The 25,158-nt window shown below is 61.6% G+C and carries 26 protein-coding genes and 2 tRNA genes; 13 read left to right on the top strand and 15 right to left on the bottom strand.

Annotated features, from left to right (window positions below; genetic code table 11):
* Positions 1–85: 85 nt before the first annotated feature.
* Positions 86–1,081, top strand: a complete 996-nt coding sequence (locus ACWGTO_RS17795) for an ABC transporter permease (protein WP_454576117.1) — start codon at positions 86–88, stop codon at positions 1,079–1,081.
* 13 nt (positions 1,082–1,094) lie between these two features.
* Entirely contained in the window at positions 1,095–1,865 is a 771-nt protein-coding gene (locus ACWGTO_RS17790) for an SDR family oxidoreductase (RefSeq protein ID WP_454576116.1), read from the top strand.
* A gap of 18 nt (positions 1,866–1,883) precedes the next feature.
* Here ACWGTO_RS17790 and ACWGTO_RS17785 read toward each other — a convergent pair whose 3' ends face one another.
* A complete protein-coding gene (locus tag ACWGTO_RS17785) occupies positions 1,884–2,705 on the bottom strand; it encodes a M15 family metallopeptidase (RefSeq protein WP_454576115.1) in 822 nt (273 codons plus the stop codon).
* Between the two features lie 197 nt (positions 2,706–2,902).
* On the opposite strand from ACWGTO_RS17785, the gene ACWGTO_RS17780 reads away from it, so the two are divergent.
* Positions 2,903–3,460, top strand: coding sequence for a hypothetical protein (locus ACWGTO_RS17780; RefSeq protein ID WP_454576114.1), 558 nt, complete (start codon positions 2,903–2,905; stop codon positions 3,458–3,460).
* 94 nt (positions 3,461–3,554) lie between these two features.
* Here the strand turns inward: ACWGTO_RS17780 and ACWGTO_RS17775 are convergent.
* Positions 3,555–3,630: transfer RNA gene (locus tag ACWGTO_RS17775), tRNA-Val, on the bottom strand.
* Between the two features lie 217 nt (positions 3,631–3,847).
* Here ACWGTO_RS17775 and ACWGTO_RS17770 point away from each other — a divergent pair.
* Positions 3,848–3,924, top strand: a tRNA-Asp gene (locus tag ACWGTO_RS17770).
* Positions 3,925–4,056: 132 nt separating this feature from the next.
* Here ACWGTO_RS17770 and ACWGTO_RS17765 read toward each other — a convergent pair.
* Entirely contained in the window at positions 4,057–4,305 is a 249-nt protein-coding gene (locus ACWGTO_RS17765) for a hypothetical protein (protein WP_454576113.1), read from the bottom strand.
* Positions 4,306–4,597: 292 nt separating this feature from the next.
* Between ACWGTO_RS17765 and ACWGTO_RS17760 the strand changes: the two genes are divergently transcribed.
* Positions 4,598–4,864 (top strand): hypothetical protein, encoded by a 267-nt coding sequence (locus ACWGTO_RS17760; protein ID WP_454576112.1) that lies wholly within the window; start codon positions 4,598–4,600, stop codon positions 4,862–4,864.
* 103 nt (positions 4,865–4,967) lie between these two features.
* On the opposite strand, the gene rbsK is transcribed toward ACWGTO_RS17760, so the two are convergent.
* Genes rbsK through ACWGTO_RS17745 form a run of 3 tightly spaced genes read right to left on the bottom strand, consistent with a single transcriptional unit; the run spans position 4,968 to position 7,451 of the window.
* Complete coding sequence (gene rbsK, locus ACWGTO_RS17755; protein WP_454576111.1) at positions 4,968–5,897, bottom strand: ribokinase; 930 nt, start codon at positions 5,895–5,897, stop codon at positions 4,968–4,970.
* A gap of 4 nt (positions 5,898–5,901) precedes the next feature.
* Positions 5,902–6,354 (bottom strand): RbsD/FucU family protein, encoded by a 453-nt coding sequence (locus ACWGTO_RS17750; RefSeq protein WP_454576110.1) that lies wholly within the window; start codon positions 6,352–6,354, stop codon positions 5,902–5,904.
* A 44-nt stretch (positions 6,355–6,398) separates the two neighbouring features.
* Complete coding sequence (locus tag ACWGTO_RS17745; RefSeq protein WP_454576109.1) at positions 6,399–7,451, bottom strand: ABC transporter ATP-binding protein; 1,053 nt, start codon at positions 7,449–7,451, stop codon at positions 6,399–6,401.
* A gap of 272 nt (positions 7,452–7,723) precedes the next feature.
* Between ACWGTO_RS17745 and ACWGTO_RS17740 the strand changes: the two genes are divergently transcribed.
* The 3 genes from ACWGTO_RS17740 (at position 7,724) to ACWGTO_RS17730 (ending at position 11,523) form a co-directional block, all read left to right on the top strand.
* Complete coding sequence (locus ACWGTO_RS17740; protein WP_454576108.1) at positions 7,724–9,388, top strand: ABC transporter substrate-binding protein; 1,665 nt, start codon at positions 7,724–7,726, stop codon at positions 9,386–9,388.
* A 92-nt stretch (positions 9,389–9,480) separates the two neighbouring features.
* Complete coding sequence (locus tag ACWGTO_RS17735) at positions 9,481–10,596, top strand: carbohydrate ABC transporter permease (RefSeq protein ID WP_454576107.1); 1,116 nt, start codon at positions 9,481–9,483, stop codon at positions 10,594–10,596.
* Positions 10,597–10,605: 9 nt separating this feature from the next.
* Entirely contained in the window at positions 10,606–11,523 is a 918-nt protein-coding gene (locus ACWGTO_RS17730; RefSeq protein ID WP_112561378.1) for a carbohydrate ABC transporter permease, read from the top strand.
* Between the two features lie 115 nt (positions 11,524–11,638).
* Here ACWGTO_RS17730 and ACWGTO_RS17725 read toward each other — a convergent pair whose 3' ends face one another.
* The 3 genes from ACWGTO_RS17725 to ACWGTO_RS17715 form a co-directional block, all read right to left on the bottom strand.
* Positions 11,639–12,037: a hypothetical protein gene (locus ACWGTO_RS17725; RefSeq protein WP_454576106.1), complete on the bottom strand. Its 399-nt coding sequence runs from the start codon at positions 12,035–12,037 to the stop codon at positions 11,639–11,641.
* A 78-nt stretch (positions 12,038–12,115) separates the two neighbouring features.
* Positions 12,116–12,859: a creatininase family protein gene (locus ACWGTO_RS17720; RefSeq protein ID WP_454576105.1), complete on the bottom strand. Its 744-nt coding sequence runs from the start codon at positions 12,857–12,859 to the stop codon at positions 12,116–12,118.
* A 5-nt stretch (positions 12,860–12,864) separates the two neighbouring features.
* A complete protein-coding gene (locus tag ACWGTO_RS17715) occupies positions 12,865–13,431 on the bottom strand; it encodes an SIS domain-containing protein (RefSeq protein ID WP_454576104.1) in 567 nt (188 codons plus the stop codon).
* Positions 13,432–13,605: 174 nt separating this feature from the next.
* On the opposite strand from ACWGTO_RS17715, the gene ACWGTO_RS17710 reads away from it, so the two are divergent.
* Positions 13,606–14,628 (top strand): aldo/keto reductase, encoded by a 1,023-nt coding sequence (locus ACWGTO_RS17710; RefSeq protein WP_454576270.1) that lies wholly within the window; start codon positions 13,606–13,608, stop codon positions 14,626–14,628.
* A 106-nt stretch (positions 14,629–14,734) separates the two neighbouring features.
* Here the strand turns inward: ACWGTO_RS17710 and ACWGTO_RS17705 are convergent, their stop codons facing one another.
* From ACWGTO_RS17705 to ACWGTO_RS17690, 4 genes are all read right to left on the bottom strand, one after another.
* Positions 14,735–15,007, bottom strand: coding sequence for an HU family DNA-binding protein (locus ACWGTO_RS17705; protein ID WP_112392385.1), 273 nt, complete (start codon positions 15,005–15,007; stop codon positions 14,735–14,737).
* 301 nt (positions 15,008–15,308) lie between these two features.
* Complete coding sequence (gene lon / locus ACWGTO_RS17700) at positions 15,309–17,720, bottom strand: endopeptidase La (protein WP_454576103.1); 2,412 nt, start codon at positions 17,718–17,720, stop codon at positions 15,309–15,311.
* Between the two features lie 274 nt (positions 17,721–17,994).
* Complete coding sequence (gene clpX, locus ACWGTO_RS17695; RefSeq protein ID WP_454576102.1) at positions 17,995–19,269, bottom strand: ATP-dependent Clp protease ATP-binding subunit ClpX; 1,275 nt, start codon at positions 19,267–19,269, stop codon at positions 17,995–17,997.
* A gap of 294 nt (positions 19,270–19,563) precedes the next feature.
* The gene (locus ACWGTO_RS17690) at positions 19,564–20,193 is read right to left on the bottom strand and encodes an ATP-dependent Clp protease proteolytic subunit (RefSeq protein WP_454576101.1); all 630 of its coding nucleotides are present in this window, start codon (positions 20,191–20,193) and stop codon (positions 19,564–19,566) included.
* A gap of 319 nt (positions 20,194–20,512) precedes the next feature.
* On the opposite strand from ACWGTO_RS17690, the gene ACWGTO_RS17685 reads away from it, so the two are divergent.
* Complete coding sequence (locus ACWGTO_RS17685) at positions 20,513–21,103, top strand: hypothetical protein (protein WP_454576100.1); 591 nt, start codon at positions 20,513–20,515, stop codon at positions 21,101–21,103.
* A 21-nt stretch (positions 21,104–21,124) separates the two neighbouring features.
* Here the strand turns inward: ACWGTO_RS17685 and ACWGTO_RS17680 are convergent, their stop codons facing one another.
* Entirely contained in the window at positions 21,125–21,673 is a 549-nt protein-coding gene (locus ACWGTO_RS17680) for an SMI1/KNR4 family protein (RefSeq protein ID WP_454576099.1), read from the bottom strand.
* Positions 21,674–21,740: 67 nt separating this feature from the next.
* Here ACWGTO_RS17680 and ACWGTO_RS17675 point away from each other — a divergent pair, with 67 nt between their 5' ends.
* From ACWGTO_RS17675 to ACWGTO_RS17665, 3 genes are read left to right on the top strand one after another with little or no spacing between them, the layout of a single operon-like run.
* Entirely contained in the window at positions 21,741–22,985 is a 1,245-nt protein-coding gene (locus ACWGTO_RS17675; protein ID WP_454576098.1) for a cytochrome P450, read from the top strand.
* Positions 22,986–23,005: 20 nt separating this feature from the next.
* Positions 23,006–24,067: a hypothetical protein gene (locus ACWGTO_RS17670; protein WP_454576097.1), complete on the top strand. Its 1,062-nt coding sequence runs from the start codon at positions 23,006–23,008 to the stop codon at positions 24,065–24,067.
* A gap of 14 nt (positions 24,068–24,081) precedes the next feature.
* The gene (locus ACWGTO_RS17665) at positions 24,082–24,798 is read left to right on the top strand and encodes a transporter substrate-binding domain-containing protein (protein WP_454576096.1); all 717 of its coding nucleotides are present in this window, start codon (positions 24,082–24,084) and stop codon (positions 24,796–24,798) included.
* 8 nt (positions 24,799–24,806) lie between these two features.
* Here ACWGTO_RS17665 and ACWGTO_RS17660 read toward each other — a convergent pair whose 3' ends face one another.
* The gene (locus ACWGTO_RS17660; protein ID WP_454576095.1) at positions 24,807–25,157 is read right to left on the bottom strand and encodes a cupin domain-containing protein; all 351 of its coding nucleotides are present in this window, start codon (positions 25,155–25,157) and stop codon (positions 24,807–24,809) included.
* Position 25,158 lies beyond the last annotated feature (1 nt).

Here is a 25,158-nt window from a genome sequence, read left to right as displayed (position 1 = left end):
CAAGGACGCCTTGGCGAATTTAGAACCGCGCCTGAACCCGACGAAATCGAGTTGATTTCGCAGGGGGCGCCAACCGGATCAGCCCATGAACCCGCGCACCCGCAAAGCCCTGGAGTTCGTCCTCGACAACCTCGTCTGGTTCATGCTGGTCTTTGTGTTGATCGTCTTTTCCATCTTCGTCCCGAACTATTTCCAGCTCGGTATCTTCGCCAACATCATCGAGGCCTCGAGCGTGCTCGGCGTGATGTCGATCGGCCTGTCGCTGGTCATCATTGCCGGCCATATGGACCTGTCGGTGGAATCGGTGGCCGCACTCAGCGCCATGACAGTCGGCATCCTGTTCTGCTCATCGGGCATCGGCATGGGCATTCAGCTCAATCCACAATGGTTGATGGTTCCGGTTTCGCTGCTGATCGCTCTGGCCGTCGGCGGCATCATCGGTGCCTTCAACGGCTATCTCGTGGTCAAGGTGAAGATGAGCGCCTTCATCATAACGCTGGCGTCCTACATCTGGGTGCGCGGCCTGGTGCTGGTGATCTCCGGCGGCCGCTCGGCGCAGGATCTGGCGCCGGCCATCCGCTGGTTCGGCATCCAGCGCCTCGCCGGTCTGCCGCTGACCGCCTGGATCGCCGTCGCCTGTTTCGTCCTGTTCTCGCTGATCATGGCCAAGACGCCGTTCGGCCGGCACTTGATCATGATCGGCGGCAATGAAACCGCGACTTTCCGTGCCGGCATCCGCGTCAACCGCAATTTGATCATTGCCTTTGTGCTTGCCGGCGCTATTGCCGGCCTCGCCGGCTGGCTGCTCGCCATCCGCACTTCGGGCGCAACCGCCAATCTCGGCGTCGGGCTGCTGTTCAACGCCTTTGCCGCCGTCGTCATTGGCGGCGTCAGCCTGAAAGGCGGCGTCGGCACCCTGCCCGGCGTCTATGCCGGCGTGCTCCTGCTCTCCTCCATCAACACCGCGATCAATCTGATGGGCCTGCCGGCCAATTTCACCCAGGTGATCCACGGCCTGCTGGTGTTGGCCGCCGTGCTGCTCGACGCCTTCAAGCAAACCATTCGCCAAAGACTCGCATGAGAGGACGACTCGCATGACCGGACGGCTGCAAGACAAGGTCGCGCTGATCGTCGGCAGCGCACGCGGCATCGGTAAAGGCATTGCGCAGCGCTTTGCCGAAGAAGGTGCAAGGCTGGTGCTGGCCGACAGCGAAACCGAGGCCGGACAAGCGACCGCGGAAGAGTTTGGCGCTGCCTTCATCCGCACCGACATCTCGCAAATGGCGGACGCCGAGGCCGCGGTGGCGCTGGCGCTGAGCCGCCACGGCCGCCTCGACATCGTCGTGCAGAATGCCGGCATCTATCCCTGGCAACTGATCGAAAACACCAGCCCGGACGACTGGGACCGGGTGATGGCGGTCAATCTGCGCGGCACCTTCAACGCCACGCTGGCGGCACTCGCGCCGATGAAGGCGCAGGGTTACGGGCGCATGCTCTACACCTCGTCGATCACCGGCCCGCGCGTCTCAAGCCCCGGCCACGGCCATTACAGCGCCAGCAAGGCCGGCATCAACGGCTTCATCCGCTCGGCAGCGCTCGAATTTTCCGGCTACGGCATTACCGTCAACGGCGTCGAGCCGGGCAACATCCTGACCGAAGCGATCGAGCTGCATCGGGGTGCGGCCTATATCAAGAACATGGAGGATTCGATCCCGCTCGGCCGCCTCGGCAGCCCGCGCGACGTGGCCAACGCCTTTCTGTTCCTGGCCTCCGACGATGCCAGCTACATCACCGGCACCACCATTGTCGTCGACGGCGGGCAATTGCTGCCCGAAGGCAAGGATTTCCGGCTGCTGCCACCTTGAGCCTGCGGTCAGCGCCGATCAGCCGGACTTCTTGTATAGCAGGAGTTCGGGCCGATATTCGAAGTGCATGGTGTCGTAGTGGTACCAGCGCCCGCCCCAGATGAAGCCGTTTTTCTCAAACAGTTCGACCACCTCGAGCGGGATCCGGTTCTTGAATGGTATGTTTGCCTTCGGGTTGGTCTTGTTTCTGTTGTTGTACCAATAGTCGGAGAAACCGACATTGATATCGAAGGCCGCTCCAAAAGAGTGCACGCTCAACCGGTCCGTGCCGGCGATGGGTCGCCAGACAAAGCCGCCGCCGGGCTTGAGCCCGTAACGGCTCAACTCCGCGGGCATCGCCTCCAGGGCATCGGAGACTTTGGCCAGCCGGTCGTTGATGCCGAAAACCCTGGTGACCTGCGCGGTTTTCTTGCCGAGTTTCGGCAGCCATTTGACGTTGGCGATGTGCTTGCCGACCTCCGCGGCACTTGCCCCGTAAAGCTTCTCGAAGAAGGCTTCGTTGCGGATACGGCCGGGATCGAAATCCTCCGCCGGGATCAAAACGCCTTCCGCTGCCGTCGGGTAGACGTAGCGAAACATGTCTTCGATGTCTGGGCTCTCCAGCAGCGCTTCGGCGTCGCGTAGCTTGCCGTCGTCCCACACCATGGTGGTGCCGTCGCTCCAGGTCAGGACATTGCCCTTGATGGTGAAAAGTCCGGGATAGGCCTTGAGCAGGGCCGCTTTAGCCGCCGGCTGGTCGACGCCATCGCCGGCGTCCGTCGCATAGGCGAAACGCCCAGCGCCGCAGATTGCCAGCAAGATTGCCAGCGGCAACAGCCAGCGCCCTGAATGGTCGATCATTTCTTGCCTCTCCCCAAGAGCCCAGTACGACGTTGCTACCGAAGACCCTTATCAAATCCAAATGGTGGCAGCAGCTCCCTGCCCCATGTCTGGATCTCGTCCCCGTCATGGTGCCTGCCTTGCGATGGCTTTCATTCATCGTGCATTTAGCCAGGCTGCTATAGGATAGCTCGCGTGAATCATAAGGGAGACAAATCGTGTCAAAAACCTCCAACGCCCTGATCCGGATGGCGCTCACAGTCATCTGCCTGGTTGGCCTGGCCTCGGCCGCTTCCGTTCTTTTCCCCGCCACGGCGTCAGCTCAGCGCATGCAGCGATGCGCTGATGAAGGCGGCATCTGCCGCCTGCCCTATCCAGCCGAAGTGGTCTATGGCGCGCGCGGACAGACCACCTCGCGCTTTTTCGATCGTCCTGCCGTGCCCTGCTCGAACCGTGTCTTCGGCGATCCCGCGCCCGGCCGTGACAAGGCTTGCTATATCGTGAGGCGCGGCGGCGGTAACGATTATGGCGACAATGACGACAACTACGGCGACGACAATTACGGCGATGACGACTACGGCCAGGGTCGCGGCAGATGGGTGGCCTGCGCCAGGGAGAATCAGTACTGCGATTTCCGTGGACGCAAAATGGTGAGATACGGTGCGCGGGGCCGGTTCACACAAGGCGTTTTCCGGAATGGCGTGCGTTGCAACAACGACTCCTTCGACGAGGATCCCGCTCCTCGTGCCAAGAAGACCTGCTTCGTCAGGCAGTAAACTGGTGCCGGTATGAAAGTCGGGTGCGGCCGGTCATGGCCGCGCCCGGCATTCCGGGATCTTGGTGGGCCGGGATCTTGGTGGGCCGGGATCTTGGTGGGCGATGACGGGCTCGAACCGCCGACATCTTCGGTGTAAACGAAGCGCTCTACCAACTGAGCTAATCGCCCGCTCCGGCCGGACCTTTAAGCGGTCGCAACCGGCTTCGCAAGGCCAAATGATCAGGGATGAGTTTAGCCGCATACCGGTTTTCGGGGCCAAATTGCCGCCGGTCAAAAAACCTTCTCCTGTTTGCGTTTAAGCTGCGCAGCTGCGCTTGACACCCGGTGGCGAACCCCTTATCCACCGCCCCAACGACGAACACGGCTGACACGTGCTCGTCAATGCGCGGGTGTAGCTCAGTTGGTTAGAGTGCCGGCCTGTCACGCCGGAGGTCGCGGGTTCGAGCCCCGTCACTCGCGCCATTTCTCTTCAAGGGTCACGATCCTTGGTGCTGGAGAAATGTCGACGTTGATGTCAAAGATGTCTCCTTGAATGCGTTAGTTCAGATCGATCCCTTGCAGCGATCAATGCTGCGCCGGGTGTAGATCAGCCGGCTAGAGTGCAGGCTTGTCACGCCGGAGGTCGCCGGCTCGAGCCCCACTCGCACCATTTCCCTCGATGCCTTCCGATTCCCGCCTGTAGATCAGGCGGACGACGAGGCCGAGGTATCCAAGCTGAAGAATAACCATTGCAAGAACAGTCCAGCCGAGCGCCTTCCAGATGGATCCAGTTGCCATTTCGGCCCAGATCGCAACGATGAACGACGTTGCGAACATGCCCACCAGAAACTGCGGAAAATACATAATGGCCCAGCACCCAATGTTTCGGCTATTCAGGCGGCAGCTAAGAGCCCGCCGCTTCATTTTTAGAAGCGACGGGCCCCAATCGCCCCCCGGCTTGCCAGGAGCGACCGATGCCCCCGGCATTGCTGACAATGCAATTGCGGTGCCAGACGCGGCGGCCCATTACGGGACACCTATGCCAAAGGCGCAAGACCGGATCGCCGATTAACATTATCTGTTGCTAATGTGCCACCTTGGTCGGGAAGGGACCAAGGCGGCGAGGTTTTTGACAGGCTTGTAGGCAGCGACGCTGGTGGCGTCGGCAGGCCGATGCTGGTCCAACGGCACCAACAAGCAGATCTCCGAAGACGCATTGAGAACGATCAGCGCCCAGATGTATTCCGGCATCCTGAGCCAGGAATGCATGCACGGACGGCGCTACCCGCAAAGCCGCATCGAGAACGGTTTCAAAAGGCACTTCGAGGAAATGAGGCTGCGGTTGATCGCGGATGGGTACACGATCGTGCCCAATGTGACAGAGAGCGCCTCACAGTGGGCTCATTCGGAGATGGCTTTTTAACGCCAAACGGCGGCTTGGCATCCCACGCCGATTCGGTTGCCTTCGTGCATATTGGCCCGACAACGATCCAGACTGGTAAGGTTCCAATGGGACGTGGTCGAGATCAAACCTTCGCCAGCAGCGCCTCGACCTCTTGCAGCGTCGGCATGGATGGCGCCGTGCCTGGCCGCGTCACCGAAATGCCGGCGACGGCGCAGGCGAAGCGCACGGCTTGCAGCGGCTCCACGCCCTTGGCAAGTGCGGCGGCCAGGCCGCCATTGAAGGCATCGCCCGCACCGGTGGTTTCGACCACGGGGCCGGCACTGACCACGGGAACATGATCGGACCGATCCGCCGTGTGCAGAAGCGCACCTTTTTCGCCAAGCGTGATGATGACCGAACCGACACCTTTCCCGAGCAGGCTGTCGGCGGCGCGGCGGGCGTCGTCGATGGAGGTAACCTTGATATCGGTCAGTTCCTCGGCCTCGGTCTCGTTGGGGGTGACATAGTCGCAAAGCGCGTAGATGCGATCCGGCAGTTTTGCCGCCGGCGCCGGATTGAGGATGGTGGTCACCCCTGCCCCGCGCGCGATCTCGAGGGCGCGTAGCGCCGCATCGATCGGCTGCTCGAGCTGGGTGACGAAGACGCCGGCCGAACCGATCAGGCCGGCATTGGCCTCGATGTCTTCAGGCGAGATCAGCATCGCTGCACCCGGGCTGACGATGATGGCGTTGTTGCCGGTGGTTTCCTCGATGAAGATATAGGCGGCACCCGTATAGCTCTCGGGCGTATCGATGACGGCTGATTTCACGCCAGCATCTTTCCAGGTCGCCTTGGCCATATCGGCAAAAGCATCCACGCCGAGCCGGGTCAGGAAGGTGACGTCGGCGCCAAGCTTGCCGGCCGCCACCGCCTGGTTCGAGCCCTTGCCGCCCGGCCCCAGCTTGAAGGAATTGCCAAGGATGGTCTCGCCCATGCGCGGCTGCCGATCGGCACGATAGGCGGTGTCGGCGACAAAGACGCCCAATATGACGACAGGCTTGCCGGATGCCATTGTGCTACTCCGCATCCGGCGGCACCACGCCCTTGCGGAAGGCAAAGCAGCCATAGAAGCGAAGCTCGCCAGTCTGGATGACGCAATAGGCTTTCTTGGCGCGCTCGTAGAAGGCGTAGCGCTCGACCGAGATCATCGGCCAGGCTTTGCCCTCGGCCTTATCAATCTGTTTTTGCACCTCTTTTTGTACCGGCGGAATGTCGGCCGGCTTGCCGACGATCTCCATGCGGGCGGCAGCGTCATCGACGAACGTGTCCAGCGGATAGAGCGACAGCACCGCCTTGACCACATCGGCCGCCGGCGCGTCGATGCGCAGGAGCTTGCCGAGCACGGTCTGCTTTGCAACCGAATCGGCCGGGAAATTGGTGTCACAGATGATCAGGTCGTCGCCGTGTCCCATTGCCCGCAACGCCTGAAGCACATCGGCGTTGAGCAATGGGTTGATCCCTTTGAGCATGGCAGTCCTCGTCAAACAGGTTTGGTCAAAAGTCGGTTGGAGAATCAGAGCCGGTTGCCGGTCTCCGCGTCGAAGAGATGGACTTGGTCGAGACGCGGCTTCAGATGCAGCGTGTCACCCGGCTTGAAGTCGTGACGTTCGCGAAACAGCGCCACCATTTCGCCGTCGCCGAAGCGCAGGAAGACCAGCGTTTCGGAACCGGTCGGCTCGACCACCGAGATTTTCGCCGGCACGCCGTCGGCGTGGATTTCGAGGTGCTCGGGCCGCACGCCGTAGACCACTGCCTGGCCCTCCCTGGCGGCGCTGCCGGCAGCGATCGGGAACAGCGTGCCCGCTATCTCGACCTTGTCGCCCTTCCGCACCACGCCCTTGAGCAGGTTCATCGACGGCGAGCCGATGAAGCCGGCGACAAACAGGTTGGCCGGCCGGTCGAACAGTTCCAGCGGCGCGCCGACCTGCTCGATACGGCCATCGCGCATGACGACGATCTTGTCAGCCATGGTCATGGCCTCGATCTGGTCGTGGGTGACGTAGATGGTGGTGGTCTTCAGCCGCTGGTGCAGTTCCTTGATCTCGGTGCGCATCTGCACACGCAACTTGGCATCGAGATTGGACAGTGGCTCGTCGAACAGGAACACTTGCGGATTGCGCACAATGGCGCGGCCCATGGCGACGCGCTGGCGCTGGCCGCCGGAGAGCTGGCGCGGATAGCGCTTGAGGTAGGGATTGAGGTCGAGGATGTCGGCGGCGCGCTTGACCCGTTCGGCGACCACGGCCGGGTCGGTGCCGCGCAGCTTCAGCGCGAATGCCATGTTCTGCTCCACCGTCTTGTGCGGATAGAGCGCATAGTTCTGGAACACCATGGCGATGTCGCGTTTGGCCGGCGGCAGATTGTTGACGATGCGCTCACCGATGGCGATCGTGCCGCCCGAAACGGTTTCCAGCCCGGCCACCATTCTGAGCAGCGTGGACTTGCCGCAGCCCGACGGGCCGACCAGCACCACGAACTGGCCATCGGCGATTTCGACGCTGACATCGTGCAGGACCTTGACGGTTCCGAACGCCTTGGCCACATTGGTGATCGCGACTTGAGCCATCGTCCCCCCTTTTCTCGCGGTGAAGCTAGCCATTGCCAACGGCAAGGGCAAGTCAGTATCTTATAGATAAAAAGCCATTCGTGTTGACAAGGTAATCGATTACGCGAATAGTGGCGAGTGCCAATCCGACAGTCGGATTTTTTCCCGAAAATCGGAGCTCCAGGCGACGCAGGGTGGGGTCCCACGTCCCCGTATGATAAAGGAGAACTGCCGACGTTTCGGCGTCCTAGTGATTGGCATTTCAATTCACGACTGTGTTCTGGGAGGAATAGATGAGAGTCGGTCTGTACGAAAAACTCGTCCGCGCGGGTGCGACCCGGCGTGACATACTCAAAGGCGCGGCCTCGATGGCCGCACTCTCGGCGGCATCCGGCACCGGGCTTGGCGCATTGACGCGCCCGGCGTTCGCCGCCGATGATCTGCGCGCGCAGATTCTGCAGGTCCCAGGCGTCGGCAAGGGTCAGCCGACAGACGCCGACTTCCAGAAGGTCGGCGAGATGTGCCTTGGCGCTACCAAGGCCAGTGTCAAGCAAGGCGAGTTCGCCGGCGTCGAACTCACCTTCATGGGTCTCAACAACCAGAACCTGCACAATGTGCTGTACCGCGGCTTCCTGAAGGCGTGGGAGGACTATACCGGGGCCAAGTTCACCTGGATCGATCTGGCACAGGCCGATTACGGCGCCCGTCTGCAACAGTCGATCGCCACCGGTACCGTCGACTTCGACGTTATCGAAATGGGTGCGCCGTTCGAAGGTGACGTTTGCGGCAAGGGGCTGGCCTCCGAGATGCCGGACTGGGTCAAGAAGCAAATCGAAATGGACGACCTGGTCAACTATCTCAAGCCGCCTGTCGGCACCTGGGACGGCAAGCAGTATCGGGTGACCGTCGACGGCGACGCGCACAACTTCAACTATCGCACCGATGTCTTCTCCGACAAGGGTCTTGCCGACGCCTGGAAAGCCGCCGGCAATGCAACGCCATGGGGCGTGCCGACGACCTGGCAGCAGGTGCAGGCCGTGACCAAATTCCTCAAGGGCCAGAAGTTCAACGGCCAGGACGTCTACGGTTATCTCGACGCGCCCAAGGCCTGGGGCGGTTTCGGCTTCTACTTCCTTGGCAGCCGCGCCACCGGCTATGCCAAGCATCCCGACGACAAGGCCTGGCTCTTCGACGCCGACACGATGAAGCCGCGCATCAACAATCCGGCCTGGGTGCGTGCCATCCAGGATGTGATCGACGCGCTGCCTTTCGAACCGGCCGACCAGATCAACGCCGATCCCAACACCACCGGCTTCAGCCAGTTCCTCGCTGGCACCGGCTCGATGATCCCGTGGTGGGGCGACATCGGCTCCAACGCCAAGACCAACGATTCCTCGGTCATCGGCGACACCGTCGGCTTCTCGATCCTGCCCGGCTCGGACGATGTCTACAATTCCAAAACCGGCAAGTGGGACACACTTGCGAGCGGCCCGAACTTTTCGCCGAACTGCGCCTATCTCGGCTGGGGCGTCTATGTGATGTCCCGCGTCGATAGCGACGAAAAGAAGAAGAAGGCGGCCTGGTCTGCCGCCGCCCATCTCGGCGGCAAGGACCTTTCGCTCTGGTGCGCGGCGTATCCGTCGGGCTTCCAGCCCTACCGCAACAGCCATTTCAACATTCCGGAATGGGTGGCGGCCGGCTACGACGAGGCGTTCATCACCTCGTACCTCAAGTCGGAAGCCGACAGCTACAACCATCCGAATGCGGCGATCGAGCCGCGCATCCCCGGCATCTTCCAGTATTACAGCGCGGCCGAGGATATTCTGGCCAACACCTTCGCCGGCAAGATGAAGGCGCAGGAAGGCGCCGATGCCATCGCCGCCGCCTGGGAGAAGCTGACCGACCAGCTCGGCCGCGAGAACCAGATCAAGCTCTACAAGGCCTCGCTTGGCATGTAGGCTGTTACCGTGAAATGGGTCCGGCGGCGCAAAGCCGCCGGGCCTGACCGGCTCGGGCCGGTCGCAGGCATAGTTTTGAACGGACGGGACGCGTGGCTGACCAGACCACCAATGCATGGCCGGCAAACGCCGGTCCAGCCGATCTGATCTCGCCGGGCCGCAAGCAGCTCGGCCTTGCCCTGCTGGCCCTGGCCACGCTTGGCCTGCTGGCCGTGATCGCGCTGCAGATCCTCTACAAGAGTGAAGTCACCACGCTCGGTTTCGAGACCTGGCGCCCCATCGTCTATGCCTATGTGTTGTGGGGCGTGGCGCTCGGCGTCGGCCAGGTGCTGACACGCGGCGAGGACGGTCAGCGCGCGCTGTTTTTGCTGCCGGCACTGTTGTTCACCATCGCCATGGTGATCTTTCCGACGCTGTTCGGCTTCTACATCGCGCTGACCGACTGGAACCTCAGTTCCATCACGGGCCGGAAATTCAATGGGCTCGACAATTTCTGGCAGATGCTGGCCGACCCGTACTACCGCAACGCGCTGTTCAACATGGTGCTCTACGTGCTCGCCGTGCTGGTCGAATATGCCATCGCCTTTGGCCTGGCGCTGCTGCTCAACGCGCAGATCCGGGCACGCAAATTCTTCCGCGTCGTCTTCCTGATGCCGTTGATGCTGTCGCCGGTCGCGGTGTCGTGGATGGTCGGCAAATCGATAATGGAATACCGGTTCGGGCCGGCAGCGACACTGGCGCGCTATCTCGGCTGGGAAAACCCGGCCTTCTTCTCCAACCCGATCACCGCCCGCATCTCGATCATGGTGCTCGATGCCTGGACCTTCATCCCGTTCATGATGATCATGCTGCTCGCCGGCCTGCAGGCAATGTCGCGCGAGGTGCTTGAGGCGGCGCGTGTCGATGGCGCCACGACCTGGCAGACCTTCTGGCAGGTTACCTTCCCGCTGATGCTGCCGGTCTCGGTGACGGCGGTGATCCTGCGCATCATCTTCAAGCTGAAGCTTGCCGACATCATCATCACCGTCACCTCGGGCGGCCCCGGCGGCGCCACGGATTCAGTGTCGAGCTTCATCTACCGCGAATACCGCGATCGTTCGAATGTCGGCTACGGCACGATGCTGGCGATGGCCTATCTCGTCATCATCGTCGTGTTCGTGACCTGGCTGTTGAAATTCGCCAACCGCTTCGTGCGCAATGTGAACTGACGGGGGAGCATGAGCGTCCAGACCACCGATTATGTCGCTTCGGAAATCCGCTCGCCGGTGGGCTTTTTGGCCAATCGTGTGTTCATCTATGGCGCGCTGGCGTTCTGGGCCTTCATCTGCCTGTTCCCGATCTACTGGACGATCTCGACCTCGTTCAAGACGGCCGTCGACGTCACCCAGGGCCATCTGATCCCGTTCGTCGACTTCCAGCCGGACTGGAAGGGCTGGCGCTCGCTCGGCCTGTCGCCGGACTCGATCTTCCGGACCTCGACGGTGCGCGACGAATTCCTCAAGCGCTTCATGAACTCGGTCATCACCTCCGTCGGCGCATCGAGCCTAGCCATCATCATCGGCAGCCTCGCCGCCTACGGGCTGACCCGCTATCGCTACCAGTTCGCCTGGTTCAAGAACGAGGACATCTCCTTCTTCTTCCTGTCGCAGCTGATCCTGCCGCCGGTGGTGCTGGCCCTGCCCTTCCTGGTGCTCTACCGCGAGGTCGGCCTGCTCGACACACGCATCGGGCTGATCCTGCTCTACACGCTGATGGTGCTGCCGATCGTCATCTGGATCATGCGCGACCAGTTCAACTCGATTCCCGTCGAGCTCGAGGAGGCCGCGCTGGTCGACGGCCTGTCGATCTGGGGCGCCTTTTTCCGCATAGTCATGCCGATTGCGCTCCCCGGCATGGTCGCCGCCTTCATCCTGGCGATGGTGCTGTGCTGGAACGAATACTTTTTCGCCGCGCTGCTGACCTCGACCGACGCCAAGACCATCCCGGTCATGGTCGCCAGCCAGACCGGCTCGCAAGGCATCAACTGGTGGTCGATGGCAGCGCTGGCCACCGCCGCGATCGCCCCGCTGGCGGTGATCGGGATTGCCTTGGAGCGCTATCTCATCATGGGCATGACGGCGGGCGCGGTTAAATAGGATTCAATACAGGGCAGCGCGGCAAGGCCGCTTATTTCCCCATGAGAACCGACTTTATCCGGTCGCGGAACATTTCCGCGGTCTTGGCGCTATCGAAGTCCCGTGTCTCAAACCGTTAGCCCTTCACCGTCGTCAGGACGACCGTGTAGGTCGGACCTCCACTGTCCCACTCGATCGTCCTCAGACTGAAGTCGGCTATGTCTCCCGGCAGCACATGATGCCTGCGCAGAAAGATCGGGTTGCGCAGCACGATGTCGATTCGCCCGCGGCGGACGATCCAGCGCACCGCCGGGCTGAAGATGGCTGCATAGACAAACGGGATGCCGACGGCATAGGCGCCGAGAATGATGAACAGAAAGAACGGGCTGGCGATGCTCAACGGCCAGACGCCGCGATAGAGCTCCCATGTCGGCATGACAAGGCAGAACAGGCCGGCAAGCCCGAAAAACAGGCGCTTGGCGACATGCATCGGAATGTCGTGCCGCAACCGCCCGTCCCTGCTGATCTCGTCCATGCCACGCCCCCAAGCCGACGATGGCGGCGGAAGGTGAAAAAGCCGTAACGATGCGAAGCCTGAACGCGCGGCTGGTGGTCAGGGTTTCAAAATGGCGCGCAGATGATCGAGGATCATGGCGACACCTTTTTGCCCGAGTTCGGCGGACGCCTCCGGCGCGCTTGCCGTGTACCAGCTTGTGTTGTCTGCGAAATGTCCGGCATCCACCGCTTCCGGGCACAGCGCCAGCATCAGCGACGTCTCTCCGATACCGGCATGGTCGAACGGGTACTTGCCGTTCATGGCCGCCGACATCAGCGGATGCACCTGCACCCAGTTGAAGAAATTCTCGCCGGCGGCGTGCCCGGCATAATAGTCGGCCATCTCGTTCGAGCCCCACCAGCCCTCGCCGCGCTGCTTTTCAAGGAAGCGGAAGATCGCCTGGCGGCCGGCAGCCTTGAAGGCGAGATCGGTCGGCATCCCGGCGACGAAATTCTCGGTCTGGTGGTGGATGAAGGCGTGGATGTTGCGGAAGCCGATGCGCAGCAGGCTGTAGAACAGCTCCTCGCCAAACGGCGCCAGCTGATTGCCGCCGACCTGCACCGAACCGCTGCCTTCGGGTGCTGCCACCGCATAGCTCGCCGCGCCATAGTAGAAAGCCGGCAGGATGACGATGTCGGCCTCCTTTTCGTAGAGCTCCAGCGTCTTGATGACGGCCAGCGTGTCCATGCCGACGGCCATGTGCTCGCCGTGATATTCGAGCACGCCGAGCGGCAGGACGACCGGCCAGTTCTCGGCGATTGCCTTGCGGATCTGGTGCGGTAGCATCAATTCGTAGCGCATCCCTCCTACTCCATGTTGGTGTGACGGGCGCGCATGGCCTCGGACGACTGGCCGGTCAGCCCCTTGAGCTTCAGCACCATCACTTCGAACAGCAGGAACAGCGCGCCTTCGAAGAGCGAGCCCATTGGCAATACCGACGTCTTTTGCGGTCCCTGGTCGCGCGCCATGGTCTGCGCCGCAATAAGCAAGGTGAAGTCGGCAAGTGCGGCAGCACTGCCGCCAGCCTCGGCGGTGAGCAGCAGCACCGTCGCGCCGGCCTGGCGGGCGACCTGCATCAAGGTGAGCACCGTCGTGGTCTCGCCCGGGCCGGAACTGACCAGGAAGACGTCACCGGGGCCAAGGGGTGGGGTGTTCATGTCGCCGACCACCGACACCTCAAGCCCGAGGTGATAGAGCCGCATGGCGAAACCCTTGAGCTGCAAGGCTTCGCGGCCGCAGCCATAGACGACGATCTTCTGCGCGCGGGCAAGCGTTTCGCAAGCAGTGTCGATGCCGGCTTCTTCGACGCGCGCCAGCACGACGCCCAGCTCCTGCAGGGCGGCGGCAAACATATCCGAGCCGGCATTCGTCATCGGGGCCTCAGGGTTGTGGCCGGGGATTTCCGGTTGCGCATTTGCGGCGAAAGGCTTGTTTTTGTTGATGCTATCACCGCGAAAATGCGTGTCCAACCGCTGCCGCGGCTTTTGCTGTGCCAGCGGCGTGATAGTGTCATGTCAGACAAATCAATCCAGGACATCTTAAGCGACATGAAGACACGGCATTTCGACCGCATCGGCAATGGCGGCCTCGACTTCACCGAGCTTGGCTTCGGCAGCGCGCCGCTCGGCAACCTCTATCGCGCCGTCCCCGACGAGGATGCCAATGCGACGCTGGAGGCCGCGTGGGCCACCGGCTGCCGCTACTACGATACGGCGCCGCTCTATGGCTTAGGCCTCGCGGAAACCCGGCTCAATGCCTTCCTGCGCGGAAAAAGCCGTGACGATTATGTACTGTCGAGCAAGGTCGGCCGCCTGCTGCGCGCCTGCCCGCCGGAGGAGCGAACCGGCATCGGCAAGTTCTTCGACACGCCTACGCGCCGCGAGGTCTACGACTACAGCTATGACGGCGTCATGCGCTCGTTCGAGGCCTCGCTGGAGCGCCTGGGCGTCGACCGCATCGACATTCTCTTTGTTCATGACCTCGACATCTTTACCCATGGCAGCAAGGAAGCGTCAGACCAGCGTATCGAGGAGTTCATGGCCTCAGGCTACAACGGACTGCTTGCGTTGCGCGACCAGGGCGTGGTCAAGGCCTTCGGCGGCGGCATCAACGAATGGGAGGTTTGCCAGACGCTGGCGGAGCGCGGCGATTTCGACCTGTTCCTGCTGGCCGGGCGCTACACGCTGCTGGAGCAGGAGGCGCTTGCCACCTTCCTGCCGCTCTGTGAGAAGCGCGGCATCGGCATTGTGCTCGGCGGCCCCTACAATTCCGGCATACTGGCGACCGGGCCGAAGCCAGGCGCATATTACAATTACTCCGAGGCGCCACAGGACATCATGGATCGCGTCGGGCGCATCGAGGCGGTCTGCAAGCGCCATGGCGTGCAGTTGATCGAGGCGGCGCTGAAGTTCCCGCTCCTGCACCCCTGCGTGGTGTCGGTCATCCCAGGCGGTCAGCGACCAGGCGAGGTGGAAAGCAACCGTGCGCTGCTCGATGCAAAGCTGCCGACAGCGCTATGGGCGGATCTCAAGCAGGAAGGCCTGATGCGCGCCGATGCTCCGGTGGGCTGAAGGCTCGCCTCAGCGGGCTGATGGCCTGCCGCCTCCCCTTTCGCAGGGCAAAAGAAAAGCCGGGCAAGCCCGGCTTTTCAACATTCTCTGAAAAGAAAAAATGGTCTTAGTTGACCGCGTCCTTGAGGCCCTTGCCGGCCGAGAACTTCGGCACGGTACGCGCCGGAATCTTCACTTCCGCGCCAGTCTGTGGGTTGCGGCCAGTCGACGCCGCGCGCTTGGAGACGGTGAAATTTCCGAAGCCGACGAGCCGTACATCGCCGCCCTTCTTCAGTTCGCCAGTGATGACGGAGAACACCGCATCGACCGCCGACTGTGCGTCACCCTTCGAAATGCTCGCGGATTCAGCGACAGCGGAAACCAGTTCGTTCTTGTTCATAAAAATTCCCTTCCATGAGAAAAACCGGAACTCTTCGACTCATCCGGCAGGAAAGGGACTGTAGAAAGAAGCGTTCCCGCAACCAAGTCGAAAAGCGGGAAAAAAGTTGGAAAAAGCCCGGAAAAGGTGGGTTTTTCACATGAAAGAGCCGGGCGCGGGGCCCGGCTCTCTCTTTGTGCACTGCAACTTTAGTATTTTCTAACGCATAGCCCCGAAAACCGTAGTCGGTTTTCGGAAAGGACCATGCGCCAGTCTAGAGTGCTAGAGCGTCCTTTGCGCGTCCAACTGGACGCGCGGCGCTCTAGTGTGCAAGCGACTTTCCAGCATCGTCAACGGTATCGGCCGCAGCCGGCGGATTGACCGGCTCGACCCACTCGATCGGCTCCGGCATACGCACCAGCGCATGCCTCAGAACCTCGCCAACGCGCGAGACCGGAATAATCTCCATGCCGTTCTTCACATTGTCCGGAATCTCCGCCAGATCCTTGGCGTTGTCTTCCGGGATCAGCACCTTCTTGATGCCGCCGCGCAGTGCGGCGAGCAGCTTTTCCTTGAGGCCGCCGATCGGCAAGATGCGGCCGCGAAGCGTTATCTCGCCAGTCATCGCCACATCGGCCCGCACCGGGATACCCGTCAGGACCGATATGATTGCCGTTGCCATGGCTGCACCCGCAGACGGGCCATCCTTCGGCGTAGCGCCTTCCGGCAGGTGGACGTGGATGTCGCGCTTGTCGAACAAAGGCGGCTCAATGCCGAAATCGATGGCTCGCGAGCGGACGTAAGACGCCGCCGCCGAGATCGATTCCTTCATCACGTCGCGCAGATTGCCGGTCACCGTCATGCGGCCCTTGCCGGGCATCATGACGCCTTCGACGGTCAGCAGCTCGCCGCCGACTTCCGTCCAGGCAAGACCGGTCACGACACCGACCTGATCGTCAGCCTCGACCTGACCGAAGCGGTAACGCTGAACACCCAGATAGTCGGCGAGGTTCGCCGCCGTGATGCTCACCGTCTTCTTCTTCGTCTTCAGGATCTCGGTCACCGCCTTGCGCCCGAGCTTCATCAGCTCGCGCTCCAGGCTTCTGACGCCCGCCTCGCGGGTGTAGGTCTGGATGATGCCGCGGATCGCGTCCTCACTCACCGCAAATTCCTTCGGCTGCAGCGCGTGGTCGCGGACCACCTTAGGCATCAAATGCCGCTTGGCGATCTCGATCTTCTCGTCCTCGGTGTAGCCGGCGATACGGATGATCTCCATGCGGTCCATCAAGGGCGCAGGGATGTTCAGCGTGTTCGCCGTCGTCACGAACATCACGCTCGACAGGTCGTATTCGACCTCGAGGTAATGGTCCATGAACGTCGAGTTCTGCTCCGGATCGAGCACCTCGAGCAAGGCCGACGACGGATCGCCACGGAAGTCTTGGCCCATCTTGTCGATTTCGTCGAGCAGGAAGAGCGGGTTGGACTTCTTGGCCTTCTTCATCGACTGGATGACCTTGCCGGGCATCGAACCGATATAGGTGCGGCGGTGACCACGGATCTCGGCCTCGTCACGCACGCCGCCCAGCGCCATGCGGATGAATTCGCGACCGGTCGCCTTGGCGATCGACTTGCCGAGCGAGGTCTTGCCGACGCCGGGAGGGCCGACGAGGCACAGGATCGGCCCCTTCAGCTTCTTCTGGCGGCTTTGCACGGCGAGATACTCGACGATGCGGTCCTTGACCTTGTCGAGGCCGAAATGATCGGTGTCGAGCACGTTCTGCGCGAAGGCCAGGTCCTGCTTGACCTTGGAGTTCCTGCCCCACGGGATCGACAGGATCCAGTCGAGATAGTTGCGCACGACGGTCGATTCAGCCGACATCGGCGACATCGTCCGCAGCTTCTTCAGTTCGGCTTCCGCCTTTTCGCGGGCTTCCTTGGAGAGCTTGGTCTTCTTGATGCGCGCCTCGATCTCGGCGGCCTCGTCGCGGCCGTCCTCGCCTTCGCCGAGTTCCTTCTGGATCGCCTTCATCTGCTCGTTGAGGTAGTATTCGCGCTGCGTCTTCTCCATCTGGCGCTTGACGCGCGAGCGGATGCGCTTCTCCACCTGCAGGACGGAGATTTCGGCTTCCATGAAGCCCATCGCCTTTTCCAGCCGCTCCTTGACGGAAAGCGTGGCCAGCATCTCCTGCTTTTCAGGGATCTTGATTGCGAGGTGCGAAGCAACTGTATCGGCGAGCTTGGAATAGTCGTCGATCTGGCTGGCAGCGCCCACCACTTCGGGCGAGATCTTCTTGTTCAGCTTGACGTAGTTTTCGAAGTCGGTGACGACCGAACGGGCGAGCGCCTCGACCTCAACCTCTTCCTCCTCCGGCTCGACCAGCGCGGCAGCGCGGGCTTCGTGGAAGTCCGGACGGTCGGTGAACGAGACGATTTTTGCGCGCGAAGCGCCTTCGACCAGTACCTTGACGGTGCCGTCGGGCAGCTTCAGCAATTGCAGCACATTGGCGAGCGTGCCGATGTCGAAGATGGCATCGGGCTCGGGATCGTCATCGGCGGCATTCATCTGGGTGGCAAGCAGGATCTGCTTTTCCTGACCCATAACCTCTTCCAGCGCCTTGATCGACTTTTCACGCCCGACAAAGAGCGGAACGATCATGTGCGGGAACACCACGATGTCGCGCAGTGGGAGGACTGCGAAGACGCCGTCGCTGGGAGCCTTGGATATTTTGGCCATTGTCCAACCTTTCATGTCGCGGCCGCTAATTGAGCCAACCGCGAATCTCATATTAACGACCGTGGGTCGTTCCGCCTACCACCGTTTGTGACGGGAGTTTTACAGCACAGAATTCGGCACCACGGCCTTCCAGTGTTAGTTGGATGCACGAGGGGCAAAGATCAAGGGTTAACACGGTCCGTTCATCCACTCCGGCGCAAGGCTTGGTACCTCACCACAGCAAAACGGCGCCCAAGGGGCGCCGTTCCATAAAAAGGTTGGGCCAGATGCCATATCAGGCGCTGACGTTGCCCTTCTTTTCCTTCTGCTCGGAGTAGATGTAGAGCGGCCGGGCGCTGCCGGTCACCACCTCTTCCGAAATCACCACTTCGCGCACGCCTTCCAGAGCGGGCAGTTCGAACATGGTGTCGAGCAGGATCGCTTCCATGATCGAGCGCAGGCCGCGGGCGCCGGTCTTGCGCTCGATGGCGCGCTTGGCGATCGCCGAAAGCGCATTCTCGTGGAAGGTCAGGTCGACACTCTCCATCTCGAACAGCCGCTGATACTGCTTGACCAGCGCGTTCTTCGGCTCGGTCAGGATCTGGATCAGCGCCGGCTCGTCGAGGTCTTCCAGCGTCGCCAGGACAGGCAGACGGCCGACAAACTCGGGAATGAGGCCGAATTTCAAGAGATCCTCGGGCTCGACCAGGCGGAACACGTCGCCCGTGCGACGATCCTCGGGCGAAGCGACGATGGCGCCGAAGCCGATGGACGTCTTCCTGCCGCGATCCGAGATGATCTTGTCCAGCCCGGCGAAGGCGCCGCCGCAGATGAACAGGATGTTGGCGGTGTCGACCTGCAGGAATTCCTGCTGCGGATGCTTCCTGCCGCCCTGCGGCGGCACGGAGGCGACAGTGCCTTCCATGATCTTCAGCAGCGCCTGCTGCACGCCCTCGCCCGACACGTCGCGGGTGATGGAGGGATTGTCCGACTTGCGCGAAATCTTGTCGATTTCGTCGATGTAGACGATGCCGCGCTGGGCGCGTTCGACATTGTAGTCCGCCGACTGCAAGAGCTTCAGGATGATGTTTTCAACGTCCTCGCCGACATAACCGGCTTCGGTCAGGGTCGTTGCGTCGGCCATGGTGAAGGGCACGTCGATGATGCGGGCCAGCGTCTGGGCCAGCAGCGTCTTGCCGCAGCCGGTCGGGCCGATCAGCAGGATGTTGGACTTCGCCAGTTCGACGTCGTTGTTCTTGCCGGCATGCGCCAGGCGCTTGTAGTGGTTGTGCACGGCCACCGACAGCACGCGCTTAGCGTAGGGCTGGCCGATGACATAGTCGTCCAGGACCTTCAGGATCTCCTGCGGGGTCGGCACGCCCTCGCGCGACTTCACCATCGAGGTCTTGTTCTCCTCGCGGATGATGTCCATGCAGAGCTCGACGCACTCGTCGCAGATGAACACCGTCGGGCCGGCGATCAGCTTGCGCACCTCGTGCTGGCTTTTGCCGCAAAACGAGCAATAAAGCGTGTTCTTGGAATCACCGCCGTTGTTGCCGACTTTGCTCATTTTCCTGTCCTTTCATCGCCGCCCGCCGATGGTCTGGCTGACAGGGCGCATATTCTATCTATCGCGGGAATTCGCCGCCGCCAGTGTCCCGGCTCCCGCAACGCAATCCGTACGAAACACAAATCAGAAAGCGTAGCAATGATTCGCGCCAACCCCGCACAAAGCTAAGCCGTCGAAAATCAACATAGCATTAACGTAGGCAATCCCATCCGCCGAGGGAACAGCCAATTGTGGCCGAAATGCCGCAAATCCCAGCAAAAGCGCGTTATCCCGCCATCCAACTGCCATGCAGCCTTATGCGGCAGCGCCTTCGACCGGCTCGCGCGACGAAATGACCTTGTCGATGAGGCCGAAATCCCTGGCTTCGTCGGCGGTCATGAAATGGTCGCGGTCGAGAGTCCGCTCGATCTCCTCGTAGCTCTTGCCGGTGTGCTTGACATAAACCTCGTTGAGGCGGCGCTTCAGCTTGACGATGTCCATGGCGTGACGCTCGATGTCGGAAGCCTGGCCCTGGAAGCCGCCGGACGGCTGGTGAACCATGATGCGGGCGTTCGGCGTGGCAAAGCGCATGTCCTTGTGGCCGGCGGTCAGAAGCAGCGAGCCCATCGAGGCCGCCTGGCCAATGCACAGCGTCGACACGGCTGGCTTGATGAACTGCATGGTGTCGTAGATCGCCATGCCCGACGTCACCACGCCACCTGGCGAGTTGATGTAGAGGTTGATCTCTTTCTTCGGGTTCTCGGCCTCGAGGAACAAAAGCTGTGCACAAACCAGCGTCGCCATGCCGTCTTCGACCGGGCCGGTGATGAAAATGATGCGCTCCTTCAGGAGGCGCGAGAAAATGTCGTAAGCCCGCTCGCCGCGATTGGTCTGCTCGACCACCATCGGAACGAGGTTCATGTAGGTTTCGACGGGGTTCTTCATGGACTATCCCTTTTTGGAGATGGGGATTCCGGCGCCGGGAACATTAGCAATCGGGCAGAATCGGTTCTGGAAGGTCAGGATGTAAATAGGATGCCGGCTCACCCTAGTGCAAGGCCGCCTTCTCCTAGCCATCTGGTTAAGTCGAATCAAGGTTTCCGCGCAAGGGGAAGCCCGAACGCGGCCGCCCCATGTTTTCGGGTGTAGCAATTCCTTAACCGCATCGCTTAACGAAATGCGGCGAAACCGCTTTCCCCTGCAGAACCATACCCTACAATTCAACGTTGAACCTGCGTTTTCGCGTTCAAACAGAGGGAGTGCCATGATCAGGAAAACAGCTTCCTTGGCCATTGCCGGCCTTGCCGGTCTCGGCATGGTGTCCGAAGCGGTCGCCGGCGGCCGCGCCGTCGAATGTTATGAGCCGGTGCACAGGCCGGCGCTCTATGACACCGTCTATGAAGACGTGATGGTCAGCCCAGGCGGGCAGTTGGTCGACTACGACCCGCCGATCTACGGCACTATGGCGCGCGTCGAGCAGATCGCGCCGCCTCGCGTCACCTATGAGGTCGTGCCGGCCAGAACCCGCACGGTCTACCGCACGGTTCAGGTCGACAATGGCGGCTATGCGTGGGAATGGCGCGTCATCCACGGCCGCAAGGTGTTGTGCAAGGTCTGGCGCAAGGCTCGCTATGCGCGAGTCGCAGAAACGGTAGAGATTGAGCCTGCGCGTACCCGCCAGGTCGTGCTGCCGGCCGAATATGAGAGCGTCGCCCATGAAGTGCTGGTGCGGCCCGAACAGCGGCACGTCACCGAGATTGCCCCGTCATACCAAAGGGTGGCGCGCCGGGTCGTGGTGCAGGAAGGCTCGACCAGCTGGCGCCGCGTGCATATTGCGAGGCACTGCCAGGATTAGAGTTCGGGACTTCGTCGAGGGCTATTGAGGAGCTGACTTCGCGTTGGCCGCCATGACAACGTTGTTCCAGAACCGCACATATTCAAAATGCTGGTCGCGCGTCAGCCAGACCCTGTTGGCCGGATCGACCGGGTCTCCGCAAAGCAAGACCGGACTAAGTTCCGCAAGTTGCATTCCGGTGTGGGAGCTATTGACGTGCAGGGGCTTCAGTGTTCTGCGCCAATCGCCAAAATCCTGTGCAACATCAATTGCAAGTTCCCAACTCATGCCGACGAATGGAATGAGAACCACGGGCATGGCCGGGGAGCGCATGTCAAATCCATAGGCCTCCGCACTGCCGTCGGAGCCAAACAGAAGCAGTCCAGGCGCAAACGTCTGAGCGCGGTATTCGCTGTTGAACGGCACCAATTGCTCCGCGCCCCAGGTAACGACAAGGTCTTCACCGCAAAGCCATTCGCCTCCGTCATGATGATTGAGAAAATCAGCGTAAGACGAGGGAAGCGACCGTTTTAACTTAGCGAGTGACGTCTCTGCTGAAATGTCCGGCATAGTACCTGTCAGGTGGTTCAATTTTTTGATGCAGCCAAGGCCAACATACGGTCTGGCATTCCGCTAGCAAGCCGCGCTAGTGATCGGCATGACCGATTTGCCACCTTATCTCACCTTCGATCCCGCCAACCGCCGCCTGCGCCTCGATCCACACGAGCCGGCGTTTTTCCAGAACCCTTATGACGCCTACGCCTTCCTGCATTGCGCCTCGAACGCCTTCTTCTGGGAGGAATTCGGCTTCTGGTGTTTTGGCGGCTTCGACGACGTCAACCGGCTGCTGCGCGACCGCCGCTTCGGCCGGCAGAGCCCGACCGGCGTTCCCGACCGGCGCGGCGTCGGCATGGATCGCTCGCATCTCAGCGCCTTCGATGGCATCGAGACCAATTCGATGCTGGAGCTGGAACCACCCGTGCACACCAGGCTGCGGACACTGGTCAACCGCGCCTTCGTCTCGCGCCAGGTCGAACGGTTGAGGCCGCGGGTCGAAGCGCTGGCCAATGAGCTGATCGCCCGGTTCGAACCGGACCAGGTCGATCTGCTGCCGGCCTTCGCCTCGCCCCTGCCGATCACCATCATTGCCGAAATGCTTGGCGTGCCGGTGGAGATGGGGCCGCAGCTGCTCGACTGGTCGCACCAGATGGTTGCCATGTACATGCACAGCCGCACGCGCGAGATCGAGGAGACGGCCAATCGTGCCGCGCGTGATTTTTCCGACTTTTTGCGCGGCTATGTCACTGAGAGGCGCAAGCAACCCGGCGACGATCTGTTGTCTTTGCTGATCGCGGCGCAGGAGGATGGCCAGAGGCTCTCCGAAGATGAGCTGGTGTCGTCCGCCATCCTTTTGCTCAATGCCGGCCACGAAGCAACGGTGCACCAGACCGGCAACGCCGTGCGCACGATGCTGGCGCAAGGCGGCGACCCCGGCCGCTTCTTCACCTCGCCGGAGGCTACCGCGGCCACTGTCGAGGAATGCCTGCGGTTCGATGCGCCGCTGCACATGTTCACGCGCTATGCCTATCAGGAAATCGAGGTGACGCCGGGGGTTGTCGTACAACCGGGCGAGACGATCGGCCTATTGCTCGGCATGGCCAACCATGACCCCATCGCCTTTGCCGAACCCGGCGCCTTCCGGCCCGGCCGCGACGACCAGAAGAACGTCTCGTTCGGCGCCGGCATCCATTTCTGCATCGGTGCGCCGCTGGCGCGGCTGGAATTGCAGGTGTCGCTGAAAACCCTGTTCGAGCGGCGGCCGCAACTCCATCTTGCGGAGGAGCCGCGCTTCCGCGACACTTACCACTTCCATGGGCTGGAAAGGCTCGCCGTCGGGTTCTGACGCGAGGCTGGGGTGCTAAAATGAGACTGTTTTCGACATGGGCGACAGCGTTCGCCCTTGCTTTGCTGTGCGCCGGCATCTGCGGCGCGGCCGCCCAGCAGCAGCCTAAAAACATCCCCTGGGAAAACTCGATTGCCATTGCCAAAAAAATGGCGGTCAGCCTGCTTGACCGGCAGACCGGTGTGAAGGGCTTGCCGCTGACGTCCTTCGCCATCGACGTCGATCTCAATCTCGATGGTTTTCCCGAAATCTTCGCCTATCGCGATCAGCCGGGCTGCGATGGCACGACTTGCGGCAATTTTCTGTTCGTGCTGGAAGGCGACAGCTACCGCGAGGTGCTGGGCGACATACCCGGCGCCCGGCTGGTGCCGCAGGACAAGATCAGCCTTGGCACCTTCAAGCGAAACCGCTATTTCGACATCCACTCCGACCAGCTGACTATCGGCTGGAACGGCGAACGCTACGCCGACATTTCGACTCTGCCCACCACATCGCTGAACGGCGACACCTTCATTGCCGCCTGCCGGACATCAAGAACCAGTGAACCGCCGGAGGATGGCGAAGCCGAGCGCGCGGCAACCGATTGCCAATGCCAGTTCAACCGATTCCAGGCGGTGGGCTTCTCGCAGGCCGATCTCGACCTTTACGTGGCGTCACTCGGCAAGAATTTCGTCTATCCCAGCGGCGACAAGGAGCCCGCCTGGCAAGCGCTTTCAGGCAATGCCTCCGACGTCGCAATCGGCTGCGAGGTTGCCAGCGGCGGAAGCCAGTGGCCGCAGGCCTATATGAACCATGGCGACCAGCCACCGCAAAAGCTCGACTTCTATGCTTTTCTCGACGCCTGTCCGGCCAGGGATTTCATCCTGGGCAACCGCAAGGTCGGGACGCCCGACCGGGCCCTTGGCCTGTGCGGCTGCCTTGCCCGCGAAATGCCGACACAAGGGATGACGCAAGCGGGGCTCGACCTCGTGACGCGCTACTACCGCGACGAAATATCGGATAGCGATGCCGAGACCGAAGATGCGCTGGCGATGCACGACAAGGCGTCGGAAGCCTGTCTCAGCGGATTTCCGGCAAAATAGGATTGCCGAAATAGATGACGGAAATGAAATTCGCCTTCCTGGAAGAGCCGCCATTCTGCTTTACGAGTGCATCGGGCGAGGTTTCGGGGTGTGACGTCGAGCTTGCGCGCAAAATCGTCGCCATGCTGGGGCTGGCGCGCTTCATACCGGTCGGGACGGAATTCGCCGACTTGCTGCCCGGGTTGGTCGAAGACCGCTGGACCATGACCACTGGCCTGTTCGTCTCGCATGAACGCAAGCACCTTGTCGACTTCACCCGGCCAATCTGGGCGTTGGCAGACGGACTGCTGGTCGCGAAGGGGAACCCGCGCGGCTTTTTCGGCTATCGGTCGATCGCGCAGGATCCAACCGCCTTGCTCGGTGTCATCACCGGCCAGGTCCAGCATGCCACTGCTTTGCAGAACGGAATTTCGCCCGAGCAAATCAGACTGTTCGCGACACAGGCCGATGCCGCGAAAGCCATCGCCGACGGAGTCGTGCATGCCTATGCCAGCGTGGCCATGGCGCACCGGGGCTATCTGACCAGCCGGCCGGACATGGCGGTTGGCCTTGTCGAGGTGCCCTCCGTTGAAAAGCAGCCATCGGCTGGCGCCTTCGCAATGGCCAAAGACAATGCAGCCCTTCTACGGAGCATCAATGCCTGTCTCGGCGAATTGCTCGGCAGCGATTGGCACCGGCAGATGATGGCGCGCTATGGATTCGCGGATAGCGATATCGACCGCATCATCTGACCCGGCGCCTACAGCTTGATCACATACTCCTTGCGAGTCGTTTCAAGCACTTCCCAACTGCCCTTGAAGCCGGGCCTGAGCACGAAACTGTCGCCGGTGCGCACCGTGCGCGCCTCGCCGCCGTCCTCAGCTATCACTGAAACGCCGGACAGGATGTGGCAGAACTCCCATTCGTCATAGACGATGCGCCATTTACCCGGTGTCGCTTCCCAGATGCCGGCGTAAAGGCCGCCGTCGCGCTCCTCGACATTCCAGGTGCGGAATTTCGTATCGCCCGCAATCAGGCGATCCGGCGCCGGCGCGCCATGCTCGGCGTCGACGCTGTCGACGCCGATGGACAGGAATTTTGGTTGGGCCATG

Source organism: Mesorhizobium sp. PL10 (assembly GCF_053714315.1).
The sequence above is the reverse complement of the archived record's forward strand: the minus strand, read 5'-3'. Positions and strand labels throughout refer to the sequence as shown.